Annotated in this window: 10 protein-coding genes and 2 pseudogenes; 1 reads left to right on the forward strand and 11 read right to left on the reverse strand. The window is 33.9% G+C overall.

From position 1 onward, the window contains the following. Positions 1 to 227 precede the first annotated feature (227 nt). Complete coding sequence (locus HNR43_RS13660; RefSeq protein ID WP_183244641.1) at positions 228 to 1,385, reverse strand: ImmA/IrrE family metallo-endopeptidase; 1,158 nt, start codon at positions 1,383 to 1,385, stop codon at positions 228 to 230. 178 nt (positions 1,386 to 1,563) lie between these two features. On the opposite strand from HNR43_RS13660, the pseudogene HNR43_RS13665 reads away from it, so the two are divergent. Continuing rightward, positions 1,564 to 2,043: pseudogene (locus HNR43_RS13665) on the forward strand (helix-turn-helix domain-containing protein); the annotation flags it as partial. Positions 2,044 to 2,117: 74 nt separating this feature from the next. Here HNR43_RS13665 and HNR43_RS14375 read toward each other — a convergent pair. The 10 genes and pseudogenes from HNR43_RS14375 to HNR43_RS13715 form a co-directional block, all read right to left on the reverse strand. After that, positions 2,118 to 2,522, reverse strand: a complete 405-nt coding sequence (locus HNR43_RS14375) for a sigma factor-like helix-turn-helix DNA-binding protein (protein ID WP_425486542.1) — start codon at positions 2,520 to 2,522, stop codon at positions 2,118 to 2,120. A gap of 336 nt (positions 2,523 to 2,858) precedes the next feature. Beyond that, positions 2,859 to 3,287, reverse strand: a complete 429-nt coding sequence (locus tag HNR43_RS13675) for an SMI1/KNR4 family protein (protein ID WP_183244643.1) — start codon at positions 3,285 to 3,287, stop codon at positions 2,859 to 2,861. Between the two features lie 25 nt (positions 3,288 to 3,312). Then, entirely contained in the window at positions 3,313 to 3,921 is a 609-nt protein-coding gene (locus HNR43_RS13680) for an HNH endonuclease (protein WP_183244645.1), read from the reverse strand. Between the two features lie 4 nt (positions 3,922 to 3,925). Further along, positions 3,926 to 7,027 (reverse strand): ATP-binding protein, encoded by a 3,102-nt coding sequence (locus HNR43_RS13685; protein WP_183244647.1) that lies wholly within the window; start codon positions 7,025 to 7,027, stop codon positions 3,926 to 3,928. 14 nt (positions 7,028 to 7,041) lie between these two features. Beyond that, positions 7,042 to 7,776 carry a hypothetical protein gene (locus HNR43_RS13690; protein ID WP_183244648.1) on the reverse strand — a complete coding sequence of 245 codons (735 nt, stop codon included), beginning with the start codon at positions 7,774 to 7,776 and terminating at the stop codon, positions 7,042 to 7,044. Then, positions 7,754 to 9,904, reverse strand: coding sequence for a dynamin family protein (locus tag HNR43_RS13695; protein ID WP_183244650.1), 2,151 nt, complete (start codon positions 9,902 to 9,904; stop codon positions 7,754 to 7,756). Before HNR43_RS13695 ends, HNR43_RS13690 begins: the two co-directional genes overlap by 23 nt. Further along, positions 9,901 to 10,971: a hypothetical protein gene (locus HNR43_RS13700; RefSeq protein ID WP_183244652.1), complete on the reverse strand. Its 1,071-nt coding sequence runs from the start codon at positions 10,969 to 10,971 to the stop codon at positions 9,901 to 9,903. The genes HNR43_RS13695 and HNR43_RS13700 overlap by 4 nt, the downstream gene beginning before the upstream one ends. Further along, complete coding sequence (locus tag HNR43_RS13705; protein WP_183244654.1) at positions 10,968 to 12,752, reverse strand: dynamin family protein; 1,785 nt, start codon at positions 12,750 to 12,752, stop codon at positions 10,968 to 10,970. The genes HNR43_RS13700 and HNR43_RS13705 overlap by 4 nt, the downstream gene beginning before the upstream one ends. A gap of 9 nt (positions 12,753 to 12,761) precedes the next feature. After that, positions 12,762 to 13,424, reverse strand: a complete 663-nt coding sequence (locus HNR43_RS13710; protein ID WP_183244656.1) for a hypothetical protein — start codon at positions 13,422 to 13,424, stop codon at positions 12,762 to 12,764. Positions 13,425 to 13,740: 316 nt separating this feature from the next. After that, positions 13,741 to 14,163: pseudogene (locus tag HNR43_RS13715) on the reverse strand (transposase); the annotation flags it as partial. Positions 14,164 to 14,332: the final 169 nt, after the last annotated feature.

A 14,332-nucleotide genomic window follows, 5' to 3' on the forward strand; every position in this document is an offset into this window, starting at 1 on the left:
CACGCCCACGTTTCTATTTTTGGCGCCGTCGATGTTCAACAAGGCGATGTTGTATTTCATCGCGCATCATCCGCCAATGCCGAAACGTTCCTCGACTTTTTGCGCCGATTGAAAGAGAAATATACGGAGCGATTCCTAGCGAACAGTGACAGGCACTGTTTGCTTTTGCTAATACTGATGATGCGGCCGCTTTCCATTCGTATCCATCACAAACGTATAGTTAGAGCTCATACAAATCTCCCGCCATCGACATATTTAGCAAACCTGTCGAAAGTGGTTCCGGATAGCCCCGTCAATCGATAGGCTTCACGGTAAAGGATCGTTCCTTCCTTTGCAGCTCGTATCACCGCTTCAGCAAAACGGCGGCCAATGCGCATATTTTGAATAGCATAAAAGTTGCCCCCACCGTCCGTTTTCGTTTCTTCCGCCTCTTGTCGGAGCTGTTTAATATACGCTTCATAAAACAAAAAGAACTCTTCTTTTGTAATCAGTTTTAAGTCTAGAGCTCTGCGGGCGACCACAATTTCACTGATTTTAAAATGGCTGGCGATTTGTTTGAAACGATCTTCTGACGTGCCGACACGCTTCCATAAACGAAGCAATTCGTCTTCAGGGGCAAGAAACTCCGCTGCAGCTTCGTTACACATACTTTCAATTTTAATATCAGCAGGTTGAAGATTGGCTAAGTCGAACGCAGCGCTAGTCCCATACCAAACATGGGCAAGTTCGTGCGCCAATGTAAACATTTGTGCGGCCTTCCCATCTCTCCCATTCACAAATATTAAGGGAGCATAGTCATCAATAAGGACGAAGCCGCGAAACTCAGCAACATCTAATTTTCGATGCGTATTATTTCCGACTACTCCGTTAATGACCACGATAATCCCAATATCTTCAATTTTTTTAATGAGATTTCGTAAAGCTTCCTGCCAATTCGGCTGCCTCGATGCCCAATCATTTTCTAACCCTAACGTTTTTCTCATATTTTGTGCAACGAGCTTTGGATTCGTTGATAAGTTCGCACGGCCTACATAATCCAAAGGTTGGTTGCCTAATCGAATTAAATAATCGCGCATCCATTGTTGCCGTCTCTCCATCGTTTGAACCGTTTCCAAAAGATTGGGACTCGGCTGCGTGGCTCCTTCATCCTTCACCGTACGATAATGGGGAATGCTCAACTTCTCCTCCGGCGGACTCGGAAGAAAGAAATAACCAAGAGGGATAGACGTCGCTTTCGCAAGCTTTTCGAGTTGCTTCAACGTCGGTTGGCTCTCCTGGCTAATCCATTTATCGATATGAGGAAACTGATCTTTCAGATTATCCAAACGATCCGCACGTTTCATCGCCCATTGCAAAACACTCGGTTTTACCTCAACCTTCGTCATCATGTGCCTCTCCTCTTACATACAGTATGACACAAATGCTGGAAAAGGAGAAGGGAGTGAGTGCTTTTTATCTGCGGTCGAACCGCTGTTAAAGCCGATGATAAAATCCCCAATATAGCTGAAATAAAATTCCCCACTTACAATAGAACCATAGTGTCAATGAGAGGAGCTATGGTTCGTGATTACGAGAGGGGAATTTTTTATGATCAAAGAGATGTACGAAAGGGGAATGAGTATTTCCGATATTGCGAGGGAGTTGGGGATTGATCGGAAAACCGTTCGAAAATATATTCACTCCCCCAATCCCCCTTCCAAATCTAAGCGAAAACAAAGAAAAAGCAAGTTAGATCCATTTAAAGAGTATCTTCAAAAACGAATGTTAGAGGATGGGGTGTTCAATAGCGAAAAGTTATTTTTCGAAATTCGACAACAGGGCTATACAGGAGGAAAGACGATTTTAAAGGACTATATAAAACCTTTCCGAGAGACGGCGAAAAAGAAATACACCGTTCGTTATGAAACGCTTCCTGGTGAACAAATGCAAGTCGATTGGAAAGAAGTCGGGGAGGTGATAATCGAAGGGAGAAAAGTCAAGTTATCGCTATTTGTGGCCACATTAGGCTATTCGCGGATGAAATACGCGGTATTTACGACCAGCTAGTGTTTATGGCAATTAAGAATTGTAGTGTTTGGCAGTTAAGAGTATGCATAAATTATTGCATATCCTCCGCTTTACATGGAGTGGCGGGTATGATAGGCTTGTATGCCCGGCAAAGTCCTGTGACTTGCCCCCTTTGCCAGAAACCATGCCCGTAGAGGCTCCATGTCAAGCGACAAAAGGTATGCAATTTTATACAAATTATTGAATATCCTTATTTGCCATTTCATACATTTTTTAATTGCCAAAAACACTTCGAGCCATTGATCAATAATGGGCAAGACTCGCTTCGTTTCATCGGAATACTCCTTTCCATGATAGTTTTTCTGCCGATGAATGGTGGTTGGAGCCTCATTCTGTTTTAGATATTTGCTTACGGTATTTCTTGAAATCCCTAATTTTTGAGCAATTTGTCGTTGGGATAGCCCTTCTACCTCATGCAAGAATTTGATATGATGAAATTGAGCCATCTTGATCATCCTTTTTCTCTCCCTCTGATGAAAAGTTTAGGCACTTTCAATCATAAGGGAGGTAATGAAAATTGGAAATCAGGTGGCTCATTTTTTATGTGATCGAACCCTTCAAAAGTGGCTCAATTTTAAATTATCAAATACAAATATTCAATATCTATCCTTATTTCTGATGTCTACAAAACGTCTATGTTCATGAAAATCGAAGAAATTCAAAGAAAAAACGAGAAAATCGTTATTTTATAGAGGGAGGTGCACTTCACATCAAGTGCACCCCAACAATTGACATAGAACCTAAATAAAAAATCCGCTGCTGGTAATTGACAGCAACGGAACTAAGGGTAGTTATGGTAAATAAAGCTTCGATAAAAAGCTTGCAAAACTGTCGCTTACTTTTTCAACCCTATTTTCTTCATGAAGCCATAGGTAAATTGGCGGGTTTTTTTGATTTTCACTGTAATCAAAACATAAGTAATTACCACTGTTATCATTTGCAAACGGGATAAATTTAGAAGGGATTTTTCCTGATATCCAATTCATTACATCGAAAATATTTCCCTCTTCTTTTTGGTTTAAAGATAATAACGATTTAACTGTACGTCCCTTCGTTTTTTCAGTATCGTATACATTAGGTTTCGGCCTAGCACCATTATAATTTAATACAATTTGCTTGTATTCTTCTGGAAATTCTATATCAAAATGCTTCTCAATATTAGAAATTGTTTCACTATCAATTGGTGATTTAGTAAATCTCCATTCAATTTGCGTAAACATCTTAATTGTCCCTCCTAAGTGTTTATTAACGATATAATGAACCTCCTCCCCATATAGTCCGTCCCCCGGTATGACCTGTTAGCGCATGAATCCTTTCATCAACTAATTGTAATTTTCCGACTTCCTCACTATGATGCCACGTAAATCCATCTGGTGTTTCCCCTGCTTTAATTTGTTCAAGTTGAAGATCGTTAAACTGCTTAGCTAATTCGGGGTTTTGTTGAATCGCTTCTTTAAGTTGTTCATTTGCATAGGAAAATTGCTGATAATCAGTATCTAAATACATATTTTCAGGTAGTTGCACATCAAAAACAGAGTCAAACTGAGGAAAAACTCCTTCGATTATTGTGCCATCTGGTAGTTCAATTACTTTCACTTCAAATGGTACACCTGTTTCCGGGTGAACAGTACCTTCTAAATGATCATTAATCGTTTCTATTCTAATTATTTCTTGCCTTATCCCTTCATCTACTGCTATATCCATATTTTCAAAAGCGTTTAACGCTTCAGGCGTGGCTGATGCATTTTCAATTGTCTCTAAGGCAGACTCAATAGATGCTTCCTTTAAGCCTTCAATAGAAGATGTTTCTATCATTTTCTCTAAGGTCGCACCTGCTAAAGTTAATAATTCCATTTTTCTATTCCCCCTTATCTACTAAATCGGAGAACATTTGTTGCAAATGAGGTTTGTTTGCTTTTGCTGTTAGTATCAGTAAAACACGTTTTAATAACATTTTAAAATTAGGAGAATTATACGTTATTAGAAATTCTTTTTTTAATTTTTCTTTTACTACTTCATAAAAAATATATACATTTTGTTTTTTATCATTTTCTGCAAAATTTAAGTTGTAAATACTATCTTCTATCAATTTTTGCGCTAATAAAATTGCTTCTCCATCCAATACACTTGATTCATTCAACAAGTTCATATACGGTTCATCAGATAATAAACGTTCATTTGCTTCCGCAAGTAATGTATAAAGATTTGTACTTCTTCGATAGTTAATTAATTTTAACTCATTGATAGACCACTCATAATGACGATACCGAGTCATTGTGAGAAGATATTCTCTAATTTTATTGGAGATTTTTTTTATTTTTGAGAAGTAAGTATAATTATTTAAAAATTGATTTATACTTTGAACTAATATAGAAGTTAAAAATTGCTCTTCATTATTTTTATTAATTTCATAACCGCTTTTATAAACAATTTGTAAAATGTTTTTTTCAACTAAATTAAACACTTCTTTTATATTAAAAATATCTTCGAACATTAAATTTCGATAAAGCTTTTGTATAAGTTCGAGAATTCTATTCTTAGTAAAATTGTCTTGTTCCATAATAATTTCAGCAATTGGATCGATAAATTCCTTTTCATAAATAAATGGATTAAATTTTTCTACAATTGTTTTCAATTGATTATCTGAAACAAAAGTTAACTTTGATTTACTATGATAAATTAACACATGAGAAGCTCTCTCCATTCCAGCTTTAAAGATAATAGCTTCTCCTTTCTTTAATCTTGAAATAGTAAACGCTTCCTTTGTTTCGTCTAAACCTAACGCTTGACACATACTTGCAATATCATCATATGACACGAGTCGATGAACAATCTTTAAATTTGTATTCTTAATCGCATCGGGCGCTAATTTAGTAGGAATTTGGTCTACAATAATCATCCCTTCGCCCATGGAACGAATTTCACTTAATAAATTACAAAAATGTTCTACTGCTTTTCCACGAATATTAACAGTTTCAGGATTTTGATTTGTCATTTGTTCATTTCTAAATAGACGGTGAGCTTCTTCTACAACTGTTACATGTTTCAGCGGATGATCAATCTGTCCAGCATTATTAATTTTTAATGCTTGTGACAAACGTATAAAAAAGAGCCCCATAATTAAAGCTTTATCGTCATCATCCGCTACTTCCTCAAGTTCTAAAATTGTAGGATAACTAAGTAATTCATCGAAATCGAGGCATTCTTTAGTATTTAACATTAAACCTTTGCTACCAACCATCAAACTTTTTAATCGAGTTAGTAAAGCGGCGCGTATATTAGATTTTTGTTCTTCTGCATATCCTGATTTAGTAACATAGTCGTCAATTTCTTCATACAAGTCTTGTAAAGTTGGAAAATAAGGTGTCGCTTCCTCATGACAACTAGCATACACATTCGTGGAATGATGCAAACTCCAACCATTTTTTTTGTAAATGGAATATAAACATTGTTCTAGTATGTTCGGCATTGAAGCATACATCGAAAATGCCGACATAAACACTGCCTTTAAAGAATCAATATGAGACAGAAGAGAAACACCTTTTGGAAAATAAAATGGATTAAGGCGAATCGGAGAGATGTTTTCATTTCCAACAGTATATACACGAACATTTTTGTTACGACTTAGTAAGTGGCGATACTCACGCTTAGTTGGTTCAATGACAAGGAAAGGGACACTCAGATTTTCAAGCAATGATAATATTGTGTTCGTTTTGCCACTTCCAGTGATTCCTGTTACTAACCCATGCATTGTTAAATCTTCTTCCGATATTTTAAAACATTGCTGTAATTTACGTTCACGACTATACAAATGACCGATATGTATTCCTTTCTCTTGATCAACATTTACATTAAAATCTGCAACTTTTCTAACACTATATCCTATGAACTCTTCATCAGGAAGAAGCAAAAGATGAGCTAGTTCATCAGAAGTTAAAATTGTAGTTGCTCTACTGAAAAATCCATTCAATAAATTGCTCTCTCGCTCACGGTCTGGCAGCGTTCCCGAATCATAAAATTCCTTAACTGTCAAATCTTCAATCACTTTAAAACTAGGTGTATAGGATTCTGGTAATATGGTTGTCAAAAGGGCTCCATTAACATAAGAGAATATTTCTCTTGAATCTGTAGCAATATAAATTGCAGTTTGCCACATCCCTCTAGTTGCCCCTTGCTCCAAGCGTTTTAAGTGAAAAGATAAGATATCAACATACTTAGTTATGTAGCTGTTTTCAAACTCGCTTGATTCATCTTTTGAATTAGATGTTCCTTTAGAAGTGCTACTACTTATATTCTCGCTTTCTGAAACGATAACCATACCTTTATTTGAATTATGACTTTTCGAATCAGATGTTTGCACGGATTCTTGTTCTCCAGTTGTACGCGTTACTTTTCTCAATGGAGCGAATTGGTTATATTCATAACTAATATTTTCAGTAAGCTCAATAATCTCAGCTGTCTGTAATGGCTTGCACAAAATCATGATTTCAAACTTTTCTTCTAACTTCGAACGTAGCACAGCTCTAATCCATGATTTCGAATCTTCATTAATTTGTGCTGGAATTCCTAACGCATACCCATAGTAACGATAGTTATCAACTCCCTTTTCTTGTTGCTCGGTAATAACACCTGTAAATGCACTTTGAAGTATATCACTTGACTCCCTTTCACTGTAATAAGGGAAAGCAAAAGACAAAGTTGCCTTCCCTTGCCCATCCAAATTTATAAAAAATTGGAATGGCTCATTCATCCCTTGTAAAAAAAGAATTAGCTCATTTATCGACTCAACCAACGCTTGACTAACTTTTTCTAAATTTTGTTCTGAAAGAAGAATTTCGCGTATAGCAATTCTTTTACCATTCTTTCCTTTTCTAAAAGGCATTGTCAGCCGTGTTGGCTCAAACTGAAGGAGCTGATTATATTTATCACGCATTATCTCATTTTCCATAAATAACAGCATTGCTTTTTCCTCCTTTAACTAGCTCTCTTCAGTATTGCTTCATATTCTTTTTGAATACTAATGATTACATTGTAAATATACTCTTCTACTTCATACTTTCTTTTTTGTAGAACTGCTTCAATCGGCAAAGTGTTGTCTTTTTGCTGTTTCGAAGTCATAGAAATTTCCGATTGTTTGTTTACATATTTTATATTTGTCCGCTCCTTACCTGACGCATAATTATTAACTAAACTGGATGCAACAAGATATACACATACTGCTCCGCCGATAACACCTGTGATTGCAAGAATAGCTGGTTTTCCAATTGCAGTTCCAAGAGCAAGACCTGCTACTCCCCCTGCAACAGCCCCTCCTGCGGTAGCATACATAATGTTTTGATTGCTGTTCCCTTTTAACATTCTATTTTGAGAATTACTATGCAATACAACTCTTTGAACTAGAGATTCTTTTTTCGAATCACTAGAAAAGTTATAATCCATAGCAGAAATTTCTTTGTGAGAAATTTTGGTTTTTAATTCATTATAAATTTGACTCGCCTCTTCTGATTCAAAAAAATTTTTTAACTCGTCACGTATATTTAAAAGAATAATATCTAGTTGAGATTGAAAAAAACGATTAATACTAGCTTTTTCTAATTTGATTAATTGTGGGTAAGAGTTTACTGAACGACTTTGAAACTGCTCTAATAAATCCTGATAATAATCAGTCAAATAATTTTTTGTATTTTCAAGATACTGATTGAACTTCACTAATGTCGCCCTCCTCCAACACTAAAATATCTAAATACTTTTGACGAACTTCTTCATACTTCAGTGATAGACTTGAAACCTTTTGTTCAATAGCCGAAATAGCTTCTTCCATATCTTCTTTTTTGATTGACAGCTCTTCCTCAAGCTGTTTCATATTTCTCGTTTTCCATTTTTGGAAATGATCAATTTTTTCCTTTAATCCCTTTTTAACTTTATCATTAATTAATCGAATTTTCTCTTCAATTGCGAACTCAATCTCAGTAACTTCCATTCTTAAAACTTCTAAACTTTCATCAGTCACCTCATCGACCAACTGTCTAAAATCTTGCTGATAACGGTATTGGTTAAATTCTTTAATCATTTCTGCTTTTCCAAAAAAAGATTTAATCGCATTCAAAAGTCCCGGTTTTCGACGATAAGAAGTATTTTCATTGATTAAATCATCAATCCTTTCATTAATAGCCGGAGAGCATTCAAGAGCCGTTTCTTTGTAAAACTTCTCTACTTCATTTCTCACTTCGTTTAACACTTGCTCTTTATTAAAGAAAGAACTATGATTTTCAATTGGTTGCAAATCTAGCTCTTTCACAAAATTATCAAGCACTTCTTTTTCGAAATCTTTAAATGCCCCAATAAATTCTTCCATACTTTTCGTATATCTTCGTTCTAATTGTTGGAAAACTTTTTGTATAAAGGTTTTCTTTGCTGTCTGTATATTAATTTTTAAAATATCAATGATTTCTTGCATAATACGTTTACCATTGTATTGATTTAACTCGTTTTTTCTTGCTTGCCACGCTTTCATTGATTGAATTTTCACTTGTTCAGTTAAAATAGGGGTCTCGTATTTTCGAATCTCTTTTACCAAATTTACAATAGGCGATTGTCCCCGTTCATTATATTCAAATTCTTCGATTACTCTCTTTTCTGTTTTCTGTTTTAATTCTTCCACATCACGTGCAAAATCCCTTTGTAAACTTTCTAATTTCTGTTGGTAATTAACCTCTTCATTTTTAAAATTATTCTCTAACATTTGTATTCTTTGTTGTAATTCTTCCTGTTCTCTTTCAAACATACTCAATGTCAAACTTATCACTTCATCAATTAAATAATTATTTTTATACTCAAGGTAATCAGCTAACGTTTTTTCAACCTTTTCAATTTGACTGACTTCTTTAATAAGCGGAACTTTATCTTCTGTTAGTAGCGGACCAGCAACTGGATAACCTGTTTCCTCGTCTATAAATAAAATATCTCGATCAGACTGAAGTTCCTGCAAAGAAAATCTCCCTTTTTCATACATGCGCGATTTCATTGCAAAATAAGAGGAAACTTCAAGAATTTGCGGATTTGGCAAAATCGGCTGAAGCACTTTTAGCAATTCTTCACGAGCATGTTGAATCTCTTCCTTCTTAAAGCGATCTATTTTTGTAATGACAAAAAAGATATGTTTTCCTTCCGCATCTAAGTTGCTTCTTTTAGCATTTTCAACATAATTAGAAATAAATTCGGTAAAATGCACTTCCCCTACGCTGTCCGGAGAAATTAAGAAAAGGATCGCATGTGCTTCCGTTAAAATCCGTTCAGTAATATCTTTATGCTCTTTATAAGAAGAATACAATCCTGGTGTATCTATAATTTCAACCCCATCTTTTAGCAAATCAACATCCCAAAACACATCGACTGCTCGAACACTATCTTCAACCCTAACAACAAACTCCTCTTCGCTTTCTACCCTTGTGACCGTCGTTTTTTCTTTCAAAAATCTTTTTAAGTCCTCAAAGGTAACTTGTGTATCATTTATACCCGGGTACTCTTCTTCCGTACCGTCATAATAATAAACTTTTATTTTATTTTCTTTCCCATATTTTAAAGTTGTGATTGTTGCTGTTTCTGCTAAAATGTTACGAGACAATAAATCTTCGCCGATCAATCCATTAATAAATGTTGATTTTCCCGCAGAAAATGGAGCGATCAGTGCAACCTTAAACGCACCTGACTTTAAATTTGCTAAACTTTTATTTATACCTGATTCAGTAATTACTTCATCAGAAAAATAATTACTATTTTTGACTTCTTCGATAAGCTCTATTATTCGATTTCTTTTTTCAATAAACTTTTGAATCATACAAATATTTCCTCCCGTCTTTGCTGTAATACATTTTTAACAACATCTATGCCGCTACTCTTAAACAGAACATTTTTCCAATTTTTTATTGTTGTTTTCGGTAAAGGAAATCCATTATCATCAACAATAACAATATCTTTATCTTTAATTAATTCTTCAGTTACTATATTGTCTAGTTTAGATAAAGGATAGCTATTTACTGGTATAAATAGTGTATCTGGAAATTTACGTTTCCATTTCCCAATTGTTTTTTCCATTTCAAATAATTGTATTTGATTGCTACCATCGACTAATAAAATCATGTTTCGATAACTATTAAGATTATCTTCTGTAATTTCATAAAAATATCGGGAAGTAACTACTATGGCTTCCTCTTCTTCTCTCAAAAACTCTAAATCGTCTTCCGTATCGATAACCTGTATAAATAAACTAATATCTTTCTGTAGTTCCCTTAGAAATAATGGATCGAGTCTGTATGCAAATATATATTTTTTTGAAGGATCCCTCTTTATAGCTAAAAACTCCTTTTTAAGAAGTTTTTTTATTGCTTCTTCCAGCTTTTGTACACCTGAATATTCTATTAGCAGTTGAATATTGCGTTCATGAAGAATCTGTTGAAACGTTTTAACCGCACCATCCTTATGATTCGAGAATAAGAAAGTACTTACTACGCCCTCTGATTTATATCTTTGCAAAACTTCATACCCAGTTAATGAAACAAGTAGTATTTTCGGGTCTTCTATCAGTCTACTCAATTTTTTTTCTAAATCTTTATAAACAATGGCGACTTCCTCATTCGATATTTTTTCAATATCATTAATAACAAAAATCATACTTTTATCGTGGGCACCGAGTTGTTTAAGTCGTTGTATCGTATTAGTCAGGTGACTTGAGTTTGCTCTTTGGCAATTTAGTAAAAATATACTGATTGAATCTTTGGTAGGTATTTCTTTTTCTAAAGGGATATATTCATATGTAAATGAGTGAAAAAGCTCTTTTTTTGACTCTATGAACATCCGAAATTGATTTACGTACTTAGGTGTGTCATAAAATATAGAAACATTCATCCATGAATCTCCTCCTTTCGTAGCAATCTCCTAACGAATTTATTTATTTGTTGCTCCAAGATTTTGATATTGCTGTTTTCATATATTTTGGGAAGATGATGTTCTTCTAAAAGCGGACTTGGATAATACATACCATCGTCGTCGATTAAAAACATATCCCTGTCTCTTTTTAACTCTTCAATACTAATTAACTTCTTTTCATATGCTTTTACTTTAACTGCCCAATAGCCAGAAATATAGACAATAGGAGAATTTTTAAAAATTGGATTAAACAACCTTCTTATCTCTTCCATAACTGTATTTATGGATTGATAGTGCAAATCATATTTATTAACAGCAAATATAAAAGGAACATCTAATTCTTTACGAAATCTCACTAATTTATCCATGTACTGTTCTTTCCCTACTTGTTCAGGATCAATTAAAAAAACGATTACATCAAACTCTTTTAACGCATTTTCTGTAATTAAATCATGATGTTTATGAGGACCAAAAAAACCTGGTGTATCTATCCATTCAATCGATTTGTATAGACCAGCAAAAGGTAATGTGATATGAATTTTTTGAAAATCAGATGATACAACTTTTACACTAGAGCATTTTATAATATCTTTACGGAATTCTTCAAAACTATCATAACGTTTAGAAAAGATGTCATTTTCCGTCTCATAATATAATGAAAAGTACGGTGAATATGTAATATAGGTAACTACAGCTGTTTCAGCAGTTATTGCTTCTTTCAATATAGGGAAACCTAATAAACCATTTAAAACCGTAGATTTTCCATACGTGAACGGGCTTACTATACCAACTTTTTGCGTTCTTAGTGGCTTTAAAAGAAACAAATCTCTTAACTTTTCTAATTCTTGTTGTTTTATGACCTCTTCTTTTATAATCATTTGCTTAAGAAGATTAATTAGAAATTGTTTATCATCCTTAGAATAATATGAAAATGAAGCTAAAATATCTAAAAATATTCCTTTATATCTTTGAGAAGGTAATTTTTCGATGAGCTGTGTCATTACCTTTTCTAAATCAATTTCATGTTTTAATAATTTATAACCTTCTCCGTATTCAACCGTTATCATATGGCCTATTTGGAATGACTTTCCATTATCTTCGTAGAAATATTTGAATATCCCTTTAAAGTTGTTCGAAAACTTTTCTTTAGATTTTGCAAAAATACTCAAATCTTTTCGTGAATTAATGTTTAATTCTATACACAACTTATTAATTGCTTTGATTAACAAAACTTCTTCCTGTATATCTGAAAAATATATTTCTTTTTCGACAAATAACTTATTTTTTTCAAATTTAGATAATATAAGCTCCGTTCCCTCTACTCCTCTGTACAAATGCATGATGTATTTTGTGACAACCTTTTTATTTTTAACTAGGCTACTTAAATAAAAATAGGCAAAACTTTGAATCTCAAATTCTTTGATTAAACTACGAATTGTTTGCTGTAACTCTGCTCGATACAATCGTAAAATTGAATTAGGAAACACAAAAACATATGGTCCAACACAGTTATTAGTGAGTTGGGAAAAAATATCTTTAATCATTTTCTCTATTCGACTCTTTACTTTTTCTTTGCGTAATAGTTCAAAAAAGTATCCCGAATCCCGTATAGGCCAGATATTTCTTAATACCTCAGCCTTTCTTCCGAATATAAAATCCCCGTTAATATTTTCATAGATATATGCTGGAAACTCTTTCGATTGTTGTTTATATAAACATTCAATACAATCTTCATAAAAAACAATATACGTTTTATCCAAACCACACACCTACCGAAAAAAAGCTAAAAGAATAATGATACATAAAAGTATATAATTCCATAGTTGGCCTTTCGACACTTTTCGTTCAAGTTCTACAAGCCTATCTTTAACCCTGTCTAAATCCCTTGAATGATTTGTGCTGATTGCTTTTATATGATCTTTTATAGCTTTAACACTATTTTCTTGATTTTGTTCCAATAAACCAATTGAGAAATCTATATTCTGAAACAATTCCTCTTGTTTTTGTTTATGTTTTAAATCTATATCTTTTAATAGAGCGACTTGTTTACTAAACTCCGTAGAAATGTGAGTTTCAAGCTTAGTATGTATAGAATTAATAAGCTTATTCTGATTCTCAATACTATGTTCTATTGCTTTTAAAACCTTTATATACTGTTCATTTTTTGCAAGTAGATGATTCGAATTTTCTTTAATTGCTTCTTTTACTTCACTAATGCCATCACTAACGTCATTTGTTAGCTTTCTTATTAGCTTTTCTATTTCCTCATGGACAACTTTTAAATGTGTAACTTCTTCTCTAACAGTCCCGAGCTCATCCGTTTGAGACCAAAGTTTATCAACAATATCATTATTAATTAAAATTTGCTCTGCAAACTTCTCTCCTAAGCTGGCCAAGTAGTCAATCATAATATCTTGTTGCTTATTATGCATGGAATACCTTCCTTTTTTTCTAACTGTATAGTAAAAAAGAAGCATTTCTAACTTTATTTCCAAAAATTAATTGGGATAAAATACCATTTTATACAATTTACCACTTACTATTATACAAAATTATTTACAAATTTTGCACTAATTATAACAAAAAAAATGGTACCGTCAAGAATTTTGTGTAATGAAAGATAGATAGGGTATCTCTGAATGGATTTAGAATGGATAAGGAGTCGGTTTCCTCCGCATAGGAGACAGAATATTCTGTCTCCTATGCGGAAAGGGAGCATCCCCTTACTTTGATATTTACAGTATTTGGTTAATGATAACGTTCTTCAAACATTCGCTCGAGGGCTTCCTGCGCTTCGGCAAATCCTCGCAACTTTCGCCCTGCCCATTTCTCATTAAAATCTTGAATGGTCAAATACACGATTTTTTCCGCGGCTTCTAAACTGCTCAAACTGTTCATCGGTTTTAGACGTTTCCGAATCTCCTTGATCGTTCGTTCGATGGCATTCGTCGTGTAAATTACACTTCGAATACTGTTTGGATAATTCATAAAGGTGAGGAGGACATCCAACTCATTGGCCCAAGATTGCACTTCTCTCGGATACTTGCTTGACCATTTCGATTCAAACTGTCGAAACATCTCCAATGCGATTTCTTTACTCGGAGATCGATAAATGAGTTTCAAATCTTCCGCCATTTCGAATTGGTCTTTTTTTCGAACACGATTTAGGGTGGTATTATGTCAAGAAAATAGACACGTAAAATCGAGAAAAACTTTAAAACCCTACTACCGCACTTCGTTTGGTGTCCTCAAGAGGAAAGATGTCCCTTATATCGTGACTTTGTGGAGAGAAGAGTTCACTGCTTTTTGCCTTGCTGATACATCTTCTCATATGCCATCG

Origin of the sequence: Anoxybacillus mongoliensis (assembly GCF_014201515.1) — a bacterium.
Lineage (GTDB): Bacteria > Bacillota > Bacilli > Bacillales > Anoxybacillaceae > Anoxybacillus > Anoxybacillus mongoliensis.